General features: G+C 49.4%; 21 protein-coding genes. 5 read left to right on the forward strand and 16 right to left on the reverse strand.

The features are described 5' to 3' along the window. Window positions 1-163: 163 nt before the first annotated feature. Complete coding sequence (locus tag ABEQ74_RS25480; protein ID WP_430125030.1) at window positions 164-913, reverse strand: YqcI/YcgG family protein; 750 nt, start codon at window positions 911-913, stop codon at window positions 164-166. 183 nt (window positions 914-1,096) lie between these two features. On the opposite strand from ABEQ74_RS25480, the gene rnjA reads away from it, so the two are divergent. Further along, window positions 1,097-2,815 carry a ribonuclease J1 gene (gene rnjA, locus ABEQ74_RS25485; protein WP_430125031.1) on the forward strand — a complete coding sequence of 573 codons (1,719 nt, stop codon included), beginning with the start codon at window positions 1,097-1,099 and terminating at the stop codon, window positions 2,813-2,815. Window positions 2,816-2,965: 150 nt separating this feature from the next. Here rnjA and ABEQ74_RS25490 read toward each other — a convergent pair whose 3' ends face one another. Next, window positions 2,966-4,186: an MFS transporter gene (locus tag ABEQ74_RS25490; protein WP_430125032.1), complete on the reverse strand. Its 1,221-nt coding sequence runs from the start codon at window positions 4,184-4,186 to the stop codon at window positions 2,966-2,968. A gap of 315 nt (window positions 4,187-4,501) precedes the next feature. On the opposite strand from ABEQ74_RS25490, the gene ABEQ74_RS25495 reads away from it, so the two are divergent. Then, window positions 4,502-5,122, forward strand: coding sequence for a hypothetical protein (locus ABEQ74_RS25495; RefSeq protein ID WP_430125033.1), 621 nt, complete (start codon window positions 4,502-4,504; stop codon window positions 5,120-5,122). 141 nt (window positions 5,123-5,263) lie between these two features. Here ABEQ74_RS25495 and ABEQ74_RS25500 read toward each other — a convergent pair whose 3' ends face one another. The 8 genes from ABEQ74_RS25500 to ABEQ74_RS25535 form a co-directional block, all read right to left on the reverse strand. Further along, on the reverse strand, window positions 5,264-5,914 hold the full coding sequence (locus ABEQ74_RS25500) for a YqaA family protein (RefSeq protein ID WP_430125034.1): 651 nt from the start codon (window positions 5,912-5,914) through the stop codon (window positions 5,264-5,266). Between the two features lie 261 nt (window positions 5,915-6,175). Beyond that, window positions 6,176-6,988, reverse strand: coding sequence for a pyridoxine/pyridoxal/pyridoxamine kinase (gene pdxK, locus ABEQ74_RS25505; RefSeq protein ID WP_430125035.1), 813 nt, complete (start codon window positions 6,986-6,988; stop codon window positions 6,176-6,178). A 380-nt stretch (window positions 6,989-7,368) separates the two neighbouring features. After that, on the reverse strand, window positions 7,369-8,115 hold the full coding sequence (gene map, locus ABEQ74_RS25510) for a type I methionyl aminopeptidase (protein WP_430125036.1): 747 nt from the start codon (window positions 8,113-8,115) through the stop codon (window positions 7,369-7,371). Between the two features lie 43 nt (window positions 8,116-8,158). Continuing rightward, complete coding sequence (locus tag ABEQ74_RS25515; RefSeq protein WP_430125038.1) at window positions 8,159-8,302, reverse strand: hypothetical protein; 144 nt, start codon at window positions 8,300-8,302, stop codon at window positions 8,159-8,161. Between the two features lie 381 nt (window positions 8,303-8,683). Then, window positions 8,684-9,874, reverse strand: coding sequence for an anhydro-N-acetylmuramic acid kinase (locus tag ABEQ74_RS25520; protein ID WP_430125040.1), 1,191 nt, complete (start codon window positions 9,872-9,874; stop codon window positions 8,684-8,686). Window positions 9,875-9,877: 3 nt separating this feature from the next. Next, the gene (locus tag ABEQ74_RS25525; protein WP_430125042.1) at window positions 9,878-11,056 is read right to left on the reverse strand and encodes an exo-beta-N-acetylmuramidase NamZ family protein; all 1,179 of its coding nucleotides are present in this window, start codon (window positions 11,054-11,056) and stop codon (window positions 9,878-9,880) included. Between the two features lie 137 nt (window positions 11,057-11,193). Beyond that, entirely contained in the window at window positions 11,194-11,646 is a 453-nt protein-coding gene (locus tag ABEQ74_RS25530) for a hypothetical protein (RefSeq protein WP_430125043.1), read from the reverse strand. Window positions 11,647-11,658: 12 nt separating this feature from the next. After that, window positions 11,659-12,210, reverse strand: coding sequence for an NAD(P)H-dependent oxidoreductase (locus tag ABEQ74_RS25535; protein WP_430125045.1), 552 nt, complete (start codon window positions 12,208-12,210; stop codon window positions 11,659-11,661). 180 nt (window positions 12,211-12,390) lie between these two features. On the opposite strand from ABEQ74_RS25535, the gene ABEQ74_RS25540 reads away from it, so the two are divergent. Further along, window positions 12,391-13,026: an HlyD family secretion protein gene (locus tag ABEQ74_RS25540; protein ID WP_430125046.1), complete on the forward strand. Its 636-nt coding sequence runs from the start codon at window positions 12,391-12,393 to the stop codon at window positions 13,024-13,026. Window positions 13,027-13,044: 18 nt separating this feature from the next. Next, a complete protein-coding gene (locus tag ABEQ74_RS25545) occupies window positions 13,045-14,589 on the forward strand; it encodes a DHA2 family efflux MFS transporter permease subunit (protein WP_430125047.1) in 1,545 nt (514 codons plus the stop codon). Window positions 14,590-14,674: 85 nt separating this feature from the next. On the opposite strand, the gene ABEQ74_RS25550 is transcribed toward ABEQ74_RS25545, so the two are convergent. The 6 genes from ABEQ74_RS25550 to ABEQ74_RS25575 all read right to left on the reverse strand — a co-directional run bounded on the left by ABEQ74_RS25550 (window position 14,675) and on the right by ABEQ74_RS25575 (window position 20,820). Beyond that, window positions 14,675-15,370 carry a hypothetical protein gene (locus ABEQ74_RS25550; RefSeq protein ID WP_430125048.1) on the reverse strand — a complete coding sequence of 232 codons (696 nt, stop codon included), beginning with the start codon at window positions 15,368-15,370 and terminating at the stop codon, window positions 14,675-14,677. A gap of 26 nt (window positions 15,371-15,396) precedes the next feature. Continuing rightward, on the reverse strand, window positions 15,397-16,503 hold the full coding sequence (locus ABEQ74_RS25555) for an ABC transporter ATP-binding protein (RefSeq protein WP_430125049.1): 1,107 nt from the start codon (window positions 16,501-16,503) through the stop codon (window positions 15,397-15,399). Between the two features lie 14 nt (window positions 16,504-16,517). Then, window positions 16,518-17,351: a carbohydrate ABC transporter permease gene (locus tag ABEQ74_RS25560; RefSeq protein ID WP_430125050.1), complete on the reverse strand. Its 834-nt coding sequence runs from the start codon at window positions 17,349-17,351 to the stop codon at window positions 16,518-16,520. A gap of 145 nt (window positions 17,352-17,496) precedes the next feature. Continuing rightward, entirely contained in the window at window positions 17,497-18,414 is a 918-nt protein-coding gene (locus tag ABEQ74_RS25565; protein ID WP_430125051.1) for a carbohydrate ABC transporter permease, read from the reverse strand. Between the two features lie 129 nt (window positions 18,415-18,543). Beyond that, window positions 18,544-19,938: an ABC transporter substrate-binding protein gene (locus tag ABEQ74_RS25570; RefSeq protein ID WP_430125052.1), complete on the reverse strand. Its 1,395-nt coding sequence runs from the start codon at window positions 19,936-19,938 to the stop codon at window positions 18,544-18,546. 45 nt (window positions 19,939-19,983) lie between these two features. Beyond that, window positions 19,984-20,820 carry a MurR/RpiR family transcriptional regulator gene (locus ABEQ74_RS25575; protein ID WP_430125053.1) on the reverse strand — a complete coding sequence of 279 codons (837 nt, stop codon included), beginning with the start codon at window positions 20,818-20,820 and terminating at the stop codon, window positions 19,984-19,986. Window positions 20,821-21,044: 224 nt separating this feature from the next. On the opposite strand from ABEQ74_RS25575, the gene ABEQ74_RS25580 reads away from it, so the two are divergent. Beyond that, window positions 21,045-21,992, forward strand: coding sequence for a BadF/BadG/BcrA/BcrD ATPase family protein (locus ABEQ74_RS25580; RefSeq protein ID WP_430125054.1), 948 nt, complete (start codon window positions 21,045-21,047; stop codon window positions 21,990-21,992). Window positions 21,993-22,041 lie beyond the last annotated feature (49 nt).

Genomic DNA, 22,041 nt, shown 5'->3' on the forward strand with positions numbered 1-22,041 from the left:
TTACTTATGAAGGGAGAAAATGCTATACCTAGACACCAAGGTTCCACATAAAAAAGCCACCGCTCTGCAAATTACCGCAAAAGTGGCAGCCTGAAATGAAAACCCTGCTTATCCGTTACTCCGATTTAAGGTATGATGATAGCAGCAAGTTATTTCTAAATGATTATCGTATCTCTTTATGCAGCCTGGCAAACGGACATTTCGATAACGACGTTGTATTATCCCGTAAAAAATATTGCTTCCATTCATAATTATCCTCTGCCCCGTAGAACTTCAAATCGGGATGGGGAGGCACGGGATCATATTCGGTCAGACGCTCACGAATCATGACCTTCGTGTGTTCGGCTTGCCTGACTCGGGCATTGAATTGCTTCAATACCCACCTTGGTGTGAAGGCAAGCATCATGTAGGGACTATGACGGCTTTGACGGAGTTCATGTGCCGGCGTACCGCAGTATACAAAGTAAGGCTCGCCTGCATAACAAAATTCCCACAGATGATCCGCCGGATCCTCCGGCAGCTCCGCAGGCCAGGGCTCCGTATCGTATTCGGTCGTTCGGCTTAACAGCTGCCAGAATAAGCGTTCATAATACTCAATGCCTTCCAGGTTCTCTTTGCTCGATTCCGTCCGAATCCAGACGACAAGAGATGTATACGGCCCAAGCTCTCTGGAACGGGACCCGTATTCGCCCAGCATCGAGGCCAATTGCTCCGCAGCCTCCTGCGCTTTGCCTTCTTGTATAAAGCCATATCTAAAATGATTCATCGCGTGTCCTTGCACTGCAGGAATACAGGGGAATTTTGCGGAGCGGTCCGTCATTTTTTCAGCCAGTCTGGTAATCGCTTCCCGCTGCCACTCTTCCTGCAGGCTATGCACAGCTTCCATATCGTCCAACTTCATTATACGGCTCATCACCAGACCTCCTCTTTTACAACATATCGGAGTGAGGGGGAATAGGTGACTGTCCCGACGGAAAAGCCACGAATTTTGAAAACCGTTTCCCAAAAGCTTGAACTTTCTGATATCTTAAGTAGAGAAGAAATTTAAATGACCAGGCCTTTGCCTTAATTACCATAGAGAGGATTCTTTTACATTATGTCTAAACCCCTGCTAACAGATCAGATTCAAACAGCCAAGCCTGCAAAAAAACCGAGGCCCTCAGCCCCGCCTGTGCGCATCTTCGCGCTCGGAGGATTGGGCGAGATCGGTAAAAATATGTACGGTGTTGAGTTCAAAAATGAAATTATTCTTATTGATGCTGGACTAAAGTTTCCGGACGCCGAAATGAGCGGTGTGGACTACATTATCCCGGACATCCGTTATTTGCTCGATAACAAACATAAAGTGAAGGGTCTGTTCCTGACTCACGGTCACGAGGACCATATCGGGGCTATTCCCTATGTGCTTCGTCAAATTCAGATGCCGATTTATGGAGGCGCACTGACCATCGGTCTGGTCCGTGCAAAGCTGGAAGAACACCGATTGCTGGACCAAAGTGATCTGCACGTCTTCCATGAAGACGAAACGATCTCCTTCCGTCATCTTTCCGTTCATTTCTTCCGCACGACCCACAGCATTCCAGATGCATTCGGCGTCGTGGTAGAAACCCCGTACGGACCGATTGTACATACCGGAGATTTCAAATTCGATTTCACGCCGGAAGACAAACCTGCTGATCTGCACAAAATTCTGCATATTGGCGGGCGGGGCGTTCTGGCCCTTATGGCTGACAGTACCAATAGCGAACGGGACGGATTTACTCCTTCGGAGCGGACCGTCGGCGAATCCATTCTGCGTCTGTTCCAGGAATGTCCCGGAAGGATTCTGTTCGCCACCTTCGCGTCCAACGTTCATCGCCTGCAGCAAGTGGTAGAAGCGGCCATTCGGACCCATCGCAAAATCGCTATCGTCGGCCGCAGCATGGAGAAGGTGTTTGTGATCGGCCAGGAGCTGGGCTATATTCGCGTGCCGGATGGTATGATCATTGATGTGAAGGCCGTGAACCGCTATCGTGATGATCAGGTGCTGATTATTTGTACAGGCAGTCAGGGAGAGCCCAATGCAGCCCTGACACGCATAGCTTCAGGAGCTCATCGTTCGCTCCAAATACATCCGGACGATACCGTAATTTTCTCATCCTCCCCTATTCCGGGTAATACCCAGAACGTCAACCGAAGCATCGATCTCTTGATGCGGGCAGGAGCGGAAGTTAAATACGGCTCTATTCTTGATATCCACACTTCGGGTCACGGCTGCCGCGAAGATCTGAAGTTGATGATCAGCAGTTTGCGTCCCAAGTATTTCGTGCCGATCCACGGCGAATATCGAATGATGCTCAACCACAAGGATCTCGCGATGCAGGTAGGTGTTCCGGAGAGCAACATCTACTTAATGAATATTGGAAATACGCTGTCTCTATTTCGCAACTATGCACGAAAAGGCCGAAATATCCCTTCCGGAGATGTGTACATCAACAATGGGGAGCTCCGTACTCACGAGAAGGAGCTGCTGGAAGAGCGGGTACAGCTTGCTCACGATGGCGTAGTCATCGTCGCAATCACCCTTCAGCGGGAGACGGGCAAGCTCCTCTCCGGCCCCGAGCTAATCACTCGCGGATTTGTGTATATGCAGGATTCTAAGCCCCTCCTGCGCCGGGGTGAAGCCATGCTGCGCAAACAGCTGAACAAAGCAGGAGAACAGCGGGAATACAATCGTGCAGCCTGGGAACAAATGACCAATAACACGCTCAATCGTTATTTCAAACGGGAGCTTGGCCGAAGCCCATATATTATGCCTTCCATTATGGAGGTATAAAGTCTCTCTTCATAGAAGATTAAGCTTCCGATATGTTACAAAAAAAGGGTGAATCCAAGGCCATATAGCCTTTGGATCCACCCTTTCTTGCGTTCTGCGCCAGCTTGCATAACAGTAGCAGTAAAGCAACAAACTTTGACCTTACCCGTCTTAGTCTACCAGCTCCAGTCCTTTCGTTTCTTTCCCGAGCAGCAGCACACCCAGCGCTCCGATCAGAATGGTGACAAAGAACATCACGAAGATGAATTCGATGCTGGTGCCATTTTGCTTCAGCACACCGACAAGCAGCGGAGCGATAACGCCGCCAATCCGGCCAAATGATGTGGCAAGCCCAACCCCTGTTGAACGAACCTTCGTCGGATAAAGCTCCGGACTGTAAGCATATAAGCCTCCCCATGCTCCTAGATTGAAGAATGATAAGGAAATACCGGCTGCAAGCAGCGAAGCCTCAGTATTCGCGTAACCGAACCAGATCGCACTGATAGCCGTAAGCACTAAATAGGTAACCAGAACAAATTTCCGGCCAAACTTCTCAATAAAGTACGCCGCTGTAAAGTATCCCGGCAATTGGGCAAGTGTCATAATCAGCACATACTGAAAGCTCCGAACCAAACTGAACCCTTTATCGACCATGACGGTAGGAAGCCACAGGAACATGCCGTAATATGAAAACACGACCGTAAACCACAGCACCCATAACATAATGCTCGTACGCCGGTGTTCTGAAGACCACACCGAAGCCACGCGCTCTCCAAAGGTCAGCTTGCGGGTCGCATTCGCCTTATACCTTGGCGAGTCCTCAATGGCACGCCGTAGATAGAGCGCATAGAACGCCGGCAGCGCGCCGATGATGAAAGCCATCCGCCACCCGTAATGGGGAATGACAAAGTAAGCGATAAGTGCCGACAATATCCAGCCCGCCGCCCAAAAGCTTTCAAGCAGCACAACGGCCCTTCCCCGCTCCTGGACCGGCATACTTTCCGATACCAGCGTCGAAGCAACCGGCAGCTCGCCGCCTAAGCCAAAGCCAGCGACAAAGCGCATCAAGCATAGCATTATAAAACCTGTGGCCAGTGCGGAAAATCCGCTCGCAATCGAAAAAATAAGCAGGGTCCACAGCAAAATATTTTTCCGTCCATATTTATCCGCCAAAAATCCAGCCATAGCTGCACCAAATACCATACCGATCGATGTCGTGCTCGTCAGAATACCCACCTGCTGCGAGCTCAGCGACCATTCAGCTGCCAAGGCTGCCACTACAAACGAAATCATCCCGACATCCATGGCATCAAACATCCAGCTCAGGCCGGCGCTGAACAGCAGCTTTCGCTTCTTTGGCTCTTTCAACAATGACAATGAACTATTGCCCATATGACCCCTCCTCTCCTCTATCTTTCTATAATGTAGAGCGAACCATACGCCCGGTCAAGATAGTTTATAGGTAACAATTCAACCAGAAGTTCTAGACAGAAGAATATAATCACCAGAGGATAATCTGGACGGGAGGCGAATATATTGTTAAGAGGCTTCTAGAATTTGGTTCAGGTTCCAGATCTAAATTATGAGAAATTGAGAGAAAATGGTTTTTTTTAACTTGAATGCCATGGCTTTTTCGTATATTGTGAAAGAAAGCAAGTCATTTACATTGGCTGGTTGTTAGGATCGTTAACAAAGGAGTTTGCGAGTATGTACACGGAACAAGATATTTGGATTGTGCTTACAGGCACGGGCACCTGGTTCAGCAGAATGATCCAATATTTCACAAAAGCCCCACTCAATCATGCATCCATCGCGTTTGATTCCGAATTACGCGAAGTGTACAGCTTTGGGCGAAAGAAGGCGAACAATCCGTTTGATGGCGGATTGGTTCGCGAGAATCTGCGCGACCCTTTCTTCTACACTTCGGAATGCGCTATTTACCGATTCCGCGTCAGTAATGAAGACTACCAACGCATGCACAATCTTGTCAAAGAGATGATGCGTGATCAAAACCGCTATAAATACAATCTGCTAGGGCTTCTGGGTATATTGTTTCGGATTCATATTGATCGCGATGATGCTTATTTCTGCTCTCACTTTGTCGCTACCGTGCTGGAGCAAGCAGGCCTGCGGCCTGTGAATAAACCCTGTCATCTTGTAACACCAGAGGATTTCTCCCGCTCACCGCAGCTGAATGAAATCTATCGTGGACCTCTGCATGGTTATCTTTCACAAGAAATCAATCCTCCGCTCTCCCCATCCCCGACCTTTACTCCCGTGACAACGAAGGGTCGAGGTAAGTTCTTCCGAATTGGAAAAACGGGTTAGCAGCGCAGGTAAGCAGCTATTATATTCATATTGAATAAAGTGAATCTGATATCTTGGAATAACAAAGCAGCTGGGCATTTGCCCGGCTGCTTTGTTATTGATTCCTGCCCGGATGAATAATCCCAGACGGCTATTCTATGATTAGGCTGATGGCGTCTGATCCGAAGTCTGCTCCCGGATCTTCTCCTCCATCACAACGGGGTTTGATTCAGCCAGCTTTTCCTGCTCCATCTTTCTCCGTTTGCGCTTCCGTTTAATGAACACACCAACCAAGAGAAGCGGAACGGCAATAAGCGCAATATAGAGCGATACATCTTTAACCATGCCCTCTGCCGCGTTGCCATACAAGTAAAACAAAGTGCCTACAACATAAAACTTGGTGGCCCTGCCAATAGCAGCATAAGCAAGCAGTCTCCATAATGGAAAGTTCAAGCACCCTGAAAGAATGGTAAATACTTTAAAGGGAACGGGTGTAAAGGAGCCGATCAATATGGCGGCCTCGCCATTTTTCTGAAACATGTTCGTCGCCGCGTCGATCCATTCTTTCTTCAGGATCTTATATAATACCGACTTCCCAAGCAGCTTTCCGATGAGATAACCAAACGGGGTTCCCAGCAGGCATCCGATAAAACCGTATGTTGCAAGCCAGAGCGCATTCTGCGGATGCATAATACTAAGTGAAACCTGCAGAAAAAAGGCGGGAACCGGAAATATCACAGCATCAGCAAAAGCATGAATGAACAAACCCCACGGCCCAAATTTTATTAAAAAATCCAAAATATCCTGAAACATATCTCAACCCCTAAGCAGTTTCTTCCTGTTTCTATCTGACTCTTTTATAAAGTATAGCATATAATTATACTGGAAAGGACCTAAGTCGCTCTATCCTTTCGGAAAATACACGAAGAATGAAGTATGCCTTTGCTCCTATACAATATATGCAGCAAATACAGCTAACAACAAAAAAACCTTTCTTCATGGAAGAAAGGTTTTTTGGGTTGCAATCTACAACCAGATTTAGAAAAATGAATAAGTTTGCAAGAAAATGCATCCTTAGGAATTGGCAGATTGGCGATGGGCAGAATGTCTTGTCGGTCCAACAAATTCATTCAGCGGGAAGCCACCCGCGATGGCTTGGGTAATAAAAGCTTTAGCTTGCTGCACCGAATCGCGTACGGTCAAGCCTTTGGCCAGATTGGCAGTAATGGAAGCGGATGATGTACAGCCTGCACCATGTGTATACTTGGTTACAACGGTATCAGCCTCGAACCATTCAAACTTGTTTCCATCATAGAGCAGATCCATAGCTTTACCTTCACTGAGCTTTCCTCTGTCCTTAATCAATACATTTTTAGCGCCGCGCTCATGAATGATCGCAGCCGCCTCCTGCATTTGATCCAAAGTTGTGATTGGTCCGGACTTAGCTAACTGGGATGCTTCGAACAGGTTTGGCGTTACCAGATCGGCACGCGGGAGCAGAAACTCCAGCATCGCTTCTGTATTCTCCGGCTGCAGGACTTCATCCGTGCCTTTGCAGACCATGACCGGATCGATAACGATCCGTTTCAGATCATATCGATCGATATACCGGGATACGAGTTCAATAATGTCTACGGATCCGAGCATACCTGTCTTCATGGCGTCAATACCAATGCCCTCAAGTACCGTTTTTAACTGTGCTTCCACAATATCGAGCGCCACCGGGAAAACCTGATGATCCCATGTCTTGGGTTCCATGCAGACGATGGTCGTTAATGCGGTCATGCCGTATACATCAAATTCCTGGAATGTCTTGAGATCAGCCTGGATGCCAGCACCGCCGCTCGTATCCGAACCCGCTACTGTTAGTGCTTTTCGTATCGTCATGTTCCATGTTCCCTTCGCTATTAAATTGATTACTCTATTATAAGAAAAACGGCGAATTCCGTCTATTCAGATGTCGAATCCGGCAAAGTGCCTCATCACTTCGCATGCGGATTGTTCTTCCGATCACTGTTGCCTCCAGATTTCCTTTGAATCACGATATATATCGTTGAAATCCGGCGGCAGCTTATTCTTCCGATGCTACCTTTCCTTTGGAAAGCTCTCAGGCGAACACTTCGTTTCTACAGAACAATTCCGCCTGCTCCGTTGAAGTATTTTTGCAGGGTCATCCCGGGTATGATTGTAACACTAGAAGTGAACAGACCTTAGCAAGCTTGCACATCCGCTTACTCAACAGGAGAAGCTCTCCTATGGAGTGCCTCTTATTGTTCCGTCAGAATCACCGGGCCATCCTTCGTGATGGCGAGCGTATGCTCATATTGGGCAGACAACTTGCCGTCCGCTGTTCTGGCTGTCCATCCGTCTGAATCGATCTTCACTTGATATGTTCCAATATTCAACATTGGTTCAATAGTAATGACCATACCCTCTTTGAGCCGTGTTCCGCGGTTCGGCGGACCGTAATGCGGCACTTGCGGTTCTTCATGCATGGTTTCCCCGATCGCGTGCCCGACAAAATGGCGGACCACCGATAAATTTTGCGATTCCGCATAGGTTTGAATAGCATGGGAGATATCTCCGATTCGATTGCCGACTACGGCTTGCTCAATCCCAAGATAAAGGGCTTTTTTCGTTACGTCCAACAGATGCTGGGCTTCCTCCGATACGTTTCCAACCGGATAGGACCAAGCAGAATCAGCGAGCCAGCCATCATACTTCACTACCATATCAATGGTAACGATGTCCCCGTCCTTCAACGGCTCATTGCTCGGAAAACCGTGACAAATCACGTCATTTACCGACGCACAGGTAGCAAAAGGAAATCCATGATACCCCTTCTGTTCGGGTGTTGCCCCTTGCTCGGCTAGAAACCGCTCAACAAACTGATCAATCTCCAGTGTGGTCACACCTGGTTTAATCATTTTGGCGATCTGCCGGTGGCATTCAGCGAGAATGTCCCCAGCCTTATTCATCTTAGCAATTTGTTCTTGTGTTTTGAGGATGATCAATCCTGCTCACTCCTTCTTTGGTGGCTGTAAACTCCTATTCAAATCAAAAAGCCTTAGCTGGCTGATCGATGATAAAGACAGGCATTGCCTCTCCCTCATTCCCCTGCCATAAGGCTGATTCACAATTCCAAGGTGTATCTGCGCTTTCTTCTTGTCCTGAATCCAAAATAGAAAACGCACCTTGCATTATCTTATTCTACTCCTAAGCCAAGGTAACCTCAATGATTTCCGAGATGAATATTTGCTCCCGGTAAAATTTACTTTATGTTGCGCAAAAACGATTTTTTTAAACATATATTATTCAATTTGTTAGGACGTTGGTTCAACTTCAACTTCAGACGGACATCTGCACAGGCCATTACAGCTAAATCCATAAATACACCAACATCACTATAAATTCATTCTGATTACTTCTGTGTTTAAAAACTCCTTCTTCACAAAAAAAGGGGCCTCCAAGATCATCAAGACCAAGGAGTGCCCCGTATGTACGCTTTGGCGCTTTTATTCTCCCACTCATACCTGCTGTGTCTCTTTCCGGAGGAACCTGCTAGGCTTACACTGTCCTCCCTTATGGCAGGGCCAGCTTCCCCATAACAGTCGGCCTACAAGCGCCTGTAGCTGCAGGCAAATTGTTAGGGACTCCGAGCATGAAATCATGACCAAGCAGCGCAAAAATGACGGCTTCCTTCGCATCATCATCAAAACCAAGCGCTTTGGAAGTCATAACATTCTGCTCAGGCAAAAGCTCGCTCAACATCGAGAGCAGCGTCTTATTGTGGGCTCCTCCGCCAGTTACGATGACCTCGTCGATCTTATGGCTGGGAAACACATATTTCGTATAGCTATCCGCAATGGAATAGGCCGTAAATGCCGTAGCCGTTGCCATCGTATCCTCATCCGAGAGCTGCCTGAGTCTTGCTTGTTCGAGGAACGAAACGGCATAATCGTGTCCAAACAATTCCCTGCCTGTTGATTTAGGCGGCTCCGCATGAAAATAAGGATGAGCCATCATCTCTCTCAACAAGACCTGATCCGGTTTGCCAAGGGCAGCCCACTTCCCACCGTCGTCATAAGACAGTCGTCCTTCGGACAGCATATAGGCTACAGCATCCATGATCATATTGCCAGGTCCGGTATCAAATGCCAGCACGTCCGAAGGGCTAGCTCCTGCTGGCAACGCCGTACAATTGCCGATCCCGCCGATGTTCTGCAGCAGCCGTCCCCGATCTGAATGCCGAAACAAGATAAAGTCTCCGTAAGGAGCAAATGGCGCCCCTTGTCCCCCGACTGCCATATCCGCCGGCCGAAAATCTCCTACTGTGAGGATGCCGACTTGCTTGGCTATAACGGAGATATCGCCAATCTGCAAAGTTGAAGCGACAGAATAAGCATCCCCTTCTTCCGGTACGGGCTGATGCCAAATGGTCTGTCCATGCGAGCTTACCAAATCCACCTCATCGATCCGCATGCCGGCATCGGCCACCGCTTCCAGGACTGCCGCGCCAAACTGATACCCCAGGTATGCATTCATACTGCAAACCGCAGCGCTATTAGACTTCTCCTCACTGCATAAATCGCGCAGCCGCTGACGGAGTTCCGGTTCGTAAGATTTACTGTAGTAATGCAGCAGTTCAACCGAAGCCTCCAGACCGCTTCCATTTATGCGGACAATAGCCGCATCAATGCCGTCCAGCGAAGTGCCGGACATCAAGCCGACCACAACGGCTGGCTCGCCTTCCTTCCAAGATGAAAACATCACGCTCTACGCCTCCCCATACAGTAGATATGGTGCCCGCATCGTTCTCCACCGCTCTGCATCCAAACTCCATTCGGAGACAATACGCTGGAGCCCGGCCTCTTCATGGATGTGATATCGGACATCCTCGCTTCCAGTTAGCAAATCGATAAAATACCGTTTGCGTCCTTCCGGCGGGCTTAGCCACTGGAACTGCTCCGGATACATTCGGCTGACCAGATGCAGCAGAACCAGCCCTGTGCGCACGGCTTCCACTTCCGCCGGACGGGTTACAAACAGCATCACCCCGCCGCAGCTCTCGCCTTGATGCTTCGAGAAAGTTGGCGTCATGTACATGGAATGAGCATGGATGCCAGGCAGTCCGCAAGCATTGAATCGCTTAGCCAACTCATCGCCATCAACCCAAGGGGCGCCGATCCATTCGAATGGCCTGGTCGTCCCCCTGCCTTCAGAGAGATTGGTCCCCTCGAAGAAGCAGGTTCCGCTGTACAGGCGAACCGTATCCATGGTGGGAATATTAGGTGAAGGCAGCACCCACGGGAGTCCCGTGTCGGTATAGTCCATCCCCCGGGACCAGCCATCAAGCCTAATGACATCCAGATCGCAGCCGGTGCCCCGCATATCATTGGCCATGCGTGCAAACTCGCCGATCGTCATCCCGGTGCAAATCGGAATCTGCCATCCGCCCACCATGGATTCATATCCCGGCTTAAGCAAACCACCTTCACAGTGTTCACCGCCGAGCGGATTCGGCCGGTCCAGAACAATCAAGCTTTTGCCATGCTCCGCGCATGCCTCCATGACGTACAGCAGTGTGGTCATATACGTATAAAAGCGCACGCCAAGGTCTTGAATATCGAAGATCACCGTGTCCACGTCTTTCAGCATATCGGCATCCGGTTTACGCGTCGAACCGTACAGACTGTACACAGGCACGCCGAATACCGGGTCCACTTCATCATCGACATGCTTGCCTGCCTGAAGCTGGCCGCGCAGGCCATGTTCGCAAGCGAACAAAGCTGTAAGCTTTGAATCGCGCAAGCCTGCAATCACCTCGATAGATGAACGAAAATCCGACGTAAGCCCCGTCGGATTCGTAATAACGCCAAGTCGACGACCTGTAATTTTCTCGTGCTGTGTTCCCTCCAGCACATCGATTCCGCTTCGAACGTTTCGGTTCATCATAAGCTCACACCTCTCCCCAGTGAATATGTGCCTTTAAGTTTTAAAGCAGCTACCCATAAGTGATAAATAGTTATGGCTTAAAAAAGCAGCCCGCGGTTTGGCGTCCGCTGCTGCTTTTAAAATCCCGAACCCAGACATCAATCCTTCTTCTTTTCCTGATTGCGAGCCATGGCCCGCAGGGCTTCACGGTAGGCATCGTCGGAGCTCGGGTCCGGCTTCATTTCCGCCTTCGATTGCTGAACCTCTTCCGATGCGTAACCCGCAAACTTGCGGAGCGCCTCGCGGTAAGCCTTATCCCCTTCGCTTGCCGAGCGGTGTGCCTCCAATTCGGCTTCTGTTAATGCCGTCCGATTCGCGGCTCTAGGCACAGCTGCTATTGGAGATTCAGACGAAACCACGGACGTTCCCTCGACAGCCGGAGGAGGCTCCTGAATGGATACCGCTGGCGAAGCTTCAGGATTTCTTGGTGTTTCTTTTGCAGACTCATCCCTTGCTTCTTGACGTTTACCGGACCGCTTGGCGACCCGGGAGTTATATACGAAAAGAAAAATAAGCGCAGCAATGGCGAGCACCACAAATGCAATGGTCATATCCCGTTCACCTTACCTTGAAGCCGATGCAACCAGTTGTTTGGTTACTTCAGCCACCCGTCTGCCCAGAGCGCGCCCGAGGGTCAGATCGTTTTCGCTCGGCAGGTTTTTGGGGTCATCATCGGACAATTCAACAGGACAGGTGACGCCAACGCCATAATAGGAGCCGTAAAGTGCGTTTTCCGGTATGTTGCCGGGCAGTCCGACGATGATCATACCGTTATGAAGCATCGGTGTAATTAGATTGATAAGCGTTGACTCCAGACCGCCGTGAACGGTAGCCGTCGTACAGAATACAGCCCCCACTTTCCCAACGAGCTTGCCCTGAGCCCATAAATAACCCAAACGGTCGATCCACGTCTTCAACCCCGAGCTGATCGTGCCAAAATGTCCCGGACATCCCCAAATGATGGCGTCCATTTCTTCAAGCTTATAAATGTCCGCCTCGCTGACATGGGAAATCTCCGTTTCTGATCCTTCGACCTCACGCGCCCCTTCGGCCACTGAACGGGCAAGCGCTTCGGTATGTCCATTTTCACTATCATAAACCACGTATATTTTCATACAGATATCCCCCTTAACCATGTGCGTTGATTTCTTATCTATCCCCTTAACCGTTTCATTTATCCATCAGCGGTCCTGCAGGATAAGAAATTGAAACCGTTGAATATGCCTTTCCCATTTAGGAGATGCTCTGTTTATCTGGCTATTACTAGCAACATGATTAGGAGGAGACTAACACGCATGAACTCTCGAGCACTTCTTGTCAATGTACTTGTCGTCGTCATCGTGCTCGCTTTGGGCGGTGGGGCGATCTACTATTACAACCAAACATCGAACTACGTCAAAACCGATAATGCGCAGGTAACCGGACAAGCCGTCTCCATCAATGCACCAACAGCGGGAATGCTGACAAACTGGAACGGACAGGTCGGACACCATTATCAAACGGGTGAAGTGGTGGGGAGCATCGACGCGCAAGGCACCAAGATGAACATTACGTTCCCGCTAAGCTCCACGATTGTACAGCAAAGTGCCATCCCTCATACGTATGTCGCACCCGGCACGACGCTGGCAAGAGCCTTTAATTTAAACAATTTATGGATCACCGCCAACATCGAAGAAACGAAGCTCGACCAAATTAAAGTTGGCCAAACGGTAGACGTTTATGTCGATGCTTTTCCCGGTACGACGTTGACGGGCAAAATCGATCAAATCGGCCTGGCGACCGCTTCGACGTTTTCGATGTTCCCGACGACCAACTCCAATGCAAACTATACGAAAGTGACGCAAGTCGTTCCGATTATCATCACGATCGAAGGCTATAAAGGTCTCGGGCTCGTTCCCGGCATGAACGCTACCGTCCGAATCCATATATAGCGAGGGGGCTTTCCTGCCATGGCAATCGCAAGGGAATTTCATATGGGGCGAACGCTCACCGTCCTGCTGCTGGGAGCTTTTATCTCCATTTTGAACCAGACGCTGCTGAACGTGGCCATCCCCCATTTAATGAATGAATTCAATGTGTCGGCTACGACCGTCCAGTGGCTCTCCACTGCGTACATGCTCGTGAACGGCGTGCTGGTGCCGGTGACAGCGTTTCTGATCGAATCGTATGGAACGCGCGCCTTGTTCATATCCGCCATGGGCCTTTTTACCGCCGGAGCAGTCATATGCGCCGTCAGCGACTCCTTCGTGATCATGCTTATCGGACGAATCGTTCAGGCGAGCGGCGCAGGAATCATTATGCCTGTCGTCATGAACGTATTTCTGACCGTCTTTCCGCCTGAAAGACGGGGAGCCGCGATGGGGATGATGGGCATCGCCATGACGTTTGCTCCGGCCGTTGGCCCTACGCTTTCCGGCTGGATCATTGAGCATTACACATGGCGCATTCTGTTCTTCATGGTGATTCCACTAGCCGTATTGGACATTTTGTTCGCTTACCGGTGGCTTACGAACGTCAACAAGCTCACCAAACCGAAGTTCGATTTTTGGGGAGTTGTTTTCTCCACGCTCGGTTTCGGCTTGCTGCTCTACGGCTTCAGCTCGGCGGGCGACAAAGGCTGGACAAGCACCACCGTGCTTGGCTCTATGCTCATCGGGCTCGTCTTTATCATTATGTTTGTCGTGCGCGAGTTGAACATGAAGGTTCCTATGCTCGATTTCCGCGTCTTTAAATACGACATTTTCACGCTCTCCACGATTATTGGCGGCCTGGTTAACATGGCCATGTTCGGCGCGATGCTTCTGCTCCCGATTTACCTGCAAAACATTCGTGGATTTACACCGCTCCAATCCGGACTGCTTTTGCTGCCGGGGGCTTTACTGATGGGCGTCATGTCGCCAATTTCGGGCGCAATTTTCGATAAAATCGGAGCCAGGCCGCTCGCGATCGTCGGCCTCACCATTACGGCGCTGTCCACGTTCGAATTTAGCGAATTGACCTCGGACACCACCTTCCCTCACCTAATGCTGCTATACACGGTTCGCAGTTTCGGCATGTCGATGATCATGATGTCCGTGCAGACCGAAGGGCTCAACCAGCTGCCGCCGCGGCTGGGAGCCCATGGAACGGCTATGTCCAATACGATGCGGCAGGTGGCCGGTTCGATCGGGACGGCGCTACTCGTGACGGTTATGACCACCCGCACAACAGTTCACGTTGAGCAGTCCGCAGAGCTATATACACCGAACAATCCGTTCTTGACCGAAAACTTTGCCGCGGTCAGCCAAAGCATCTCAGCCTCTGCAGGCGTACCCGCGGAAACGGGATACGCTTTGGCTCTTCAAAGCGTAATTGGTGTCATGACCGAAAAGGCAACCATCGAAGGGATCAACGACGCCTTCATTGTCGCGACCTGGATTGCCATCATCGCTTTAGTATTGTCCTTCTTCCTGCGCCGTGCGCGGAAACCCAAGAGGGCCAAGCCTGCGAAATAAGATGAATAACCGACATACAAATCTTCAGCTACAAGGATGTCTGTCCGGGTTTATTGACCGCTCGGGCATCCTTATTTAGCCGTTTTCATATGCCGACACCTCCGGCTTCCGAGGAGATGACGCTGCCGCTCTCAGGCTTTGGCTCTTCGGGATTTAACACGTTATAGGTTGCTTTATGCTGGAATATCGCCCACATGCCGTTAAACAGAAACCCGAAGCCGACCACGGTGAGGAGGAGAGGAACAGCAACGACTAACGCTTGAAAGCATGCACCCAGCGTATAAGCCGGGAATTTCAGGAACAGCTTTACACTGTGAGCCATAGCTTTGAAAATCCCCATCCCTTCCTGAATAACAAGCTGAAAGGTGTAGAATTGGGAGACGAGTGCCATGAGAACAAAATAGGTTTGGAACACGCCAAAGGCCAGTGAACCCATGCCTTCCTTGCCCCCGTAATACCACCAGGTGGACCAGAGAATCAGGATCATCACGACGAAGAAGAAGCCCATTACAATGGCAGGTCCCAGCCCTTTGACTGCGCCTTGAAACACATCCTTAAGCCTGGATTTGCCCCGCTCCGTCTTGCGATGGTACGCGTAACACACCCCATAGAACAGCGGCATGTACAGAACCGGCAGCAGCACCAATGCGACCACCAGCTTGACATACATGACAATCGCTACAAGCACCAGCGAGCTAATCATGCTGTATAAAGCCACCGCTGTAATCTCGCGGTATATCTCAATCCCTGTTTTTTTCAACACATCATTCAGCTTGCGCATAGCTTTCCTCTCCTCTTCGTCGTTGTTTACCAATCGATACGCTGCTCCGTCTCAGGGTCGAAGAAATGCACTTTATCGAAATTGAATATGAACGTTTTATCCATGCCTGGATAACCTGTTGTTTCCGGATGAACCTTTGCGGTTACAGTACGGTTTCCGACACGGAAGTACACCAGATTCTCAGAGCCCAGATGTTCTACAACCTGAATCCTCGCTACATACTTGTAATCCAGATTGGTTGTGGTCGGCATATCCTCACCCGTAATATGCTCCGGACGAATTCCCAGGATGAGATGCCGGTTATCGTAGTGACTCAGCGCGCCCGCCATCGAATCCGGAATAGTAAATACTCCGCCTTCTGTGTGAAGAAGATTTCCTTCTTTCTGCACATCGATAAAGTTCATCGGCGGCGAGCCGATAAAGCCGGCAACAAACATGTTCTGCGGGTTCGCATACAGCTCCGTCGGTGACGCGATTTGTTGAATAATGCCATTGTTCATGACGACAATCCGCTCACCCAGCGTCATCGCTTCCACTTGATCATGCGTGACATAAACGATGGTCGCTTCCAGACGCTTATGCAGCTCGGACAGCTCTACCCGCATCTGGACGCGAAGCTTCGCATCCAGATTTGACAGCGGCTCGTCAAACAGGAACACCTGCGGATCGCGCACAATGGCCCGCCCTACCGCCACACGCTGGCGCTGTCCGCCGGACAGCTCGCGCGGCTTCCGGTCGATCATCGACTCCAGACCAAGAATAGAAGCTGCCTGTGATACTTTTTGCTCAATATAAGCCTTAGGCTTCTTCAGGTTCTTCAAGCCAAAGGAAAGGTTCTCGCGGATTGTCATATGCGGATACAACGCGTAGTCCTGGAACACCATCGCGATATCCCGGTCTTTCGGATGAAGATTGTTTACCACCCTGTCGCCAATGATAATATCGCCGGAGGTTTGACGTTCAAGCCCCGCAATCATGCGCAGCGAGGTGGTTTTGCCGCAGCCGGATGGGCCCACAAATACCACGAACTCTTTATCGTTGATCACAAAGTCCGACCCCGCTACAGCGGTAAACGTTCCTTTGTTGTCGTCCACAAATTCTTTTCGTATATTTCGGAATTCTACGCGTGCCATAACTTTGCCTCCTTCTAGCCTTTAACGGCTCCAATGGTGATGCCTTGCAGGAAATAGCGCTGAAGCGAGAAGAACAGAATCATCATCGGCAGTGCCGCGACGGTTGCTCCAGCCATAAGTGCGCCGAAATCGGTCGTGTCCGCATAGACGAAGGAAGCAAGACCGACCTGAATCGTCCTCATCTCCGTCGAGTTGGTTACGAGGAAAGGCCAGAAGAAATCGTTCCATGATGCAACGAACGTGAATATCGCAAGCACGGCAAGACCCGGCTTCGCCATCGGGAGAATGACCTTCCAGAAGATGCCGAATTCACCGCAAGCGTCGATGCGTGCTGCATGAATCAAAGAGGTAGGCAGCGACGACATGTACTGCTTCATCAGGAATATATTGCCTACGCTTACGATGCCGGGAAGAAGGATTGCCGTGTATGTATTCCCGAGATCAAAAACGTCAATCATCAAAATATAGAGCGGAATCAGTGTTACCTGCGCCGGAATCATCATCGTACTAAGCAAGACCCAGAACACCGCTTTGTTCCCCGGGAACTTCAGCTTCGCAAAGGCATATCCTGCGAGTGAGGCCAGAAATACGTTGGTCACCGTCAGAATGGATGAAACCAGCAAGGAGTTAAAGAGCCACCTCATGACATTGGTTTTGCCAAAAAAACGCTCGTATGGAGCGATCGAAAATACGTCCGGAATCATTTTCGGGACAAACGAGGCTGCCGACTTGGTATCCTGCACAGAACCGATGAGCATCCAGTACATCGGAATGATCGTCAGAACGCTCCATACGATCAGGATGACCGAAGCCACAATCAGCATGATCACTTTTGATTTTGATTTCATAGGTGCACCCCCTTTTAGCTTCAGAAAAGCATATGACACACGTAAGCGGTATCAATTCTCGTTAAATGATTAGAAACACGTATGTCTTCGATATAGCGTACATCGAAAAGCGACGGACGAGCACGTGTCACATACTACATATTCATTAATACTCCACATCGGAGGAGAAATATTTGAACTGAATGATGGAAATGACAATAATCAATGCAGCCAGCACGAATGACTGCGCCGCCGCCAGTCCAAATTCATAGAAGTTAAACGCTGTACTGTAGATCAGATAGGCAATTGTCGTTGTCGCAAAGTTCGGTCCGCCCTGTGTCATCAGGTATACCGAGATAAATACCTGGAAAGATGTGATGACGCCTGTTACCAGCAGATACAATGTGGTTGGCTTCATCAAGGGCCAAGTAATACGCCAGAATTTGGACCAGCCGCTGGCATGGTCAATATCCGCAGCTTCATAAAGCGATTTCGGAATCCCGCCCATGGCGGCCAAATAGAGAATAATGCCCGCGCCATGCGAACCTAGCCAGTTCATTAGAATAAGCGAAAAAAGAGCCGTGCTCGATTTACCAAGCCAGATAACCGGATCCAAACCGAACAGCCCGATAAAGCGATTCAGCAGACCGGCATTGGTTGGATCATAGATTGCAAGCCATACGACCGAGATGGTAACCCCGGAAGCGACGGCTGGCAAATACATCGTTGCTTTGAAGAATGTCTGCCACTTATTTTTCATTTGAAAGATAAAAAAAGACAGGGCATACGTGATTACAATGTTAACCGGTACGGTACCTAACGTGAAAATGACCGTATTCCTCATGGACTTCCAGAACACATCGTCATGGACCATCCGTGTGTAATTATCCGCTCCAATCCATTCAGAGCCCATAACACTGTATTGCTGGAAACTCATCAGAAAGGCGGAAGCGACCGGATATAGCGTAAATATCAAGAACAGCAATACGGGAGCCAAAATGAACAAATACGCCCAACCATATTCGCGTAAGTATCCCTTCATGGGTTGCCGTGTAGGCCGGGTTTGCGCCGGGGCGGTCTGCATATGATTTCCTCCTTTGCGCACAGGTGAAGTAGTTTGTTGAGGCTAAGTGGAGCCTTGATCCATGGTTAAAAAAGGGAGCGCCCCGATCGTTCCTGCTAAGGACAACGGGACACCCCCTTCTTACTTCAATTACTGTCCTAAAATTTGTTTGCCTTTATCCTTGAAGTCTTGAGCGATCTCCTCCGGTGTCTTCTCACCCGAGAACAGCGCTTGAATGTTCGGCTTCACCACTTGCTCCTTGAATTTCTTCTGGTTGCCCGAATCCTTTGCATCGAGGCTCAAGGTTACAGGAATGTCTTTGAAGTTTGCAAAAATCTCAGCTGCTTTAATTGTTGATTCCGTTCCGAGGCCCTTACCTTCAAAATACTCTGCCTGTGATTTACGAACGAATGGCAGTACCAGCTCATTCGCGGAATTACCAGCCTTTGCACCGCTGAGGCCTTCCATGATCAGGAATGTGTTCTTGGCATGCTCTTCGCCTTTATCCTTCTTCTGTTTGAAAGCTACGTAGCCCTCACCAAACATGGAAGTTTTGCGCTCAGCACCATCGTTATGTGGAACCGGGAGCAATACGAAGTCGATTTTCTCGCCTTGTACTGTACCGCTGTCAATATCCTTCGCACGGTTCTGCAGCATCACATCATAATAAGGAATAGCTTTGGACACAATTGCCGCTTCCTCTGCATAGAACCAATCCATCCGTTTGGCAGGCTGGATCGCTGCTGTTTCAGCAGGCATATGTCCTGCTTTGATGAGATCAGAAATGAAGGTCATCGTATCCAGAATACGCTCATCATTCCATTGGAATTCGCCCTTGTCATTGAGAACATCCGGCATGCCATTGCTGCGTGTCAGCATCTCAATAAAATCCAGGGAGGTTCCATCGGTTACCAAAGCATAGCGTGTTTTGCCGTTAGGCAGTTTAGTGGTCAGCTTGTCAGCAGCTGCCTTGAACTCGGACCAGGTCCAACCATTCTCTTGGATCGATTTCCAATCGATGCCTGCTTCTTCGAGAATTTTCTTGTTGCCGCCCCAAGCCCAGAGGGATTGATACAGTGGCAGACCATATTGTTTGCCCTGGATTTGGCCCAGTTCAAGCGTCCCTGGCAAGTAGTCATTCTTAATCTCATCCGTAATATAAGGGGTCAGTTCCAAGGCAAGCCCTGTGTCCACATAAGCTCCGTCCACCGCGTGGAAATAGAGATCCGGCGGATTACCGGCATTCAAGGCCACGTCGAACTTCTTTGGGCCTTCTGCCCAGGACAGAACTTCGGTTTCCACTGTAATGTGCGGATATTGCTTTTTCAAATCCGCCACATGCTCTTTCAATTCGTCTTCATATTTACCATGAACCGGATAAGTCCAGACTACAACCTTATCCTCCTTGGGTGCAGCCTCGCCGCCTCCTGCAGGCGCTGGCGTTGTTCCGCCATCCGATGTCTTGGTTCCGCCGGAGCCGCCGCAAGCTGCAGTAAATACGAGCATCAAAGAAGCCAACAATGTAAGCCAACCTTTTTTCTTCATGTACTACTCCCCTTATCTTTTATATATTTGTGGTTTCGCTATCAATTACAACCGTTTGATCGCCTGCCGGCTCTCATCCAGGTATTTCACTGAATTCTCGTAATTCCGGCTGGCAACGCCAAGATATAAAATGTCGATAAGATTAAGCTGCGTAATACGAGAGGACATCGCGCCACTGCGAATTTCATTCTCCCTCGATGAGGTGTATAAGGGAATGTCCACCGATCGGCTTAAGGTAGAGTCACCGTATTTCGTTATGCCAATCGTCTTACACCCCTTCTCTTTCGCGATAGCTGCAGCGCGGATCACTTCATCCGTTTCACCGGAGTAGGAAATACATACCGCCGCATCATCCGGAGTCAGCAGCACCGCCGAGGTGAGCTGAACATGAGGATCCGGAAAGGATATACATACCTTATTAATCCGCAAAAATTTCTGCTGGGCATCCATCCCGATCAGATTGGAAGCACCTACTCCAAACATGAAGATGCGCTTCGACTGATCGAGAGCCAGAACGGCCTCTTCCACCTTCCCTTCCTCCATAATCTTCATCGTATCCCGAATCGATTGAATGTTGTTGTTCGAGACGTTCTGTATAATTGCAGAAATACTGTCATTGGGCCGGATATCCTGATATCCGGAGACTAATGGCTCCTGCAAATCTCCGGCCACCTTCAGCTTCAGATCCTGATAGCCTTTGAATCCCATCGTTTTGCACAGGCGCACAATGGCAGCCTGACTGGAACCGCTTCGGACAGCAAGATCTGCGACCGACATCTGTATCATCTCTGTCGGTTCCTGCAAAATGAAGGCTGCAACCTTGCGCTCGGACGGATTCAAGGAATCATATACCTCACGCAATCGAACCAATCCGCCGTTCATTCCTTGCCCCCCTTTACAAACATCCTCTGATAGGTATAAATATGTAATATTATCTAACACATCATGTTCGAAAGCATGACTGGTATCGCTTTCAATATCAGCGGATGTGTTTATTATAAATCCTGTGAAATTATATTTCAATACTTAATTCATACTTTAAAATTTTATTTTACAAGCCTGCTTTTTTCTCCTATACTGGTTTATAGAAAGCGAAGTGGTTCAATATGGAAATTTTTATCGGTGTGGATGGTGGCGGTACAAAAACGGAAGCAACCGCGATCTGCTGCAGCGGAGAAATGTTGTCTCGTTATACTGGAGGTTCTACCAATCCTTATATTGTTACCATGGATAAAGCGCTGGAGGAACTCCAAAGGGTATTGAATGAGCTTCTAAAGCCCCTTTCTGATAGGGCAACTCAATTAACATCAATATGTCTTGGTATGTCAGGTATTAGTTCTGTTGAGGAACGCCAACTTGTTCAATCTCAACTTCATTCCTATTTCCGGGAACGGGAGCTCTCTGTACGGATTTATATGCGTTCGGAAGCCGAAATTTCCCTAATGGCCGTACTGGAGCGACAATATGGAATACTCGCAATCTCTGGAACGGGTTCCAATACCTATGGTATTACCAAATCGGGACATATTTACCGGGTCGGGGGCTGGGGCCATCTTCTCGGTGATGAAGGCAGCGGGTATCAGATTGGACTGCAGACTCTAAAGTCTGTCATCAAGAGCCATGAGGGTATCGAATCCCCTACGGCTATGAGCAGCCTGATTATGGCAGCTTATCCTCTCGAGCATATTACTGATCTCAAATCTTATATTTACCAGCCTGACATAACCAAACAGGATATCGCTTCCTTCGCCCGCTGCTGCATTGAAGCAGCTGAAGCCGGTGATAAGGCGGCAAGCCGTATCATCCGCCAGCAGGCTGAAGAGCTGGCAGATACAACAAGCGCGCTCATAAGACAGCATGCGGAATTTGCTGAGAGTGAGCTCGTTCGAATCGGCTCGATATTCAAGCATTCGCGTTTGTTTCGGGAAACGTACAGCCATCTTCTGCTTACCCGCTACCCTAAGCTCCGGTTCCCTGAAGGGAATCATGAGCGGACCCCCGCCCATGGTGCGGCCCTGTTAGCCTGCAAGCTATTTAGAGACGGCGTCTTTTGACTTCCTCTAACTTTCCAAATCATCAGTGCCCGTCCATATTCCAAGGCAA

Origin of the sequence: Paenibacillus solani, from assembly GCF_050475945.1 — a bacterium.
GTDB lineage: Bacteria > Bacillota > Bacilli > Paenibacillales > Paenibacillaceae > Paenibacillus_AQ > Paenibacillus_AQ solani_A.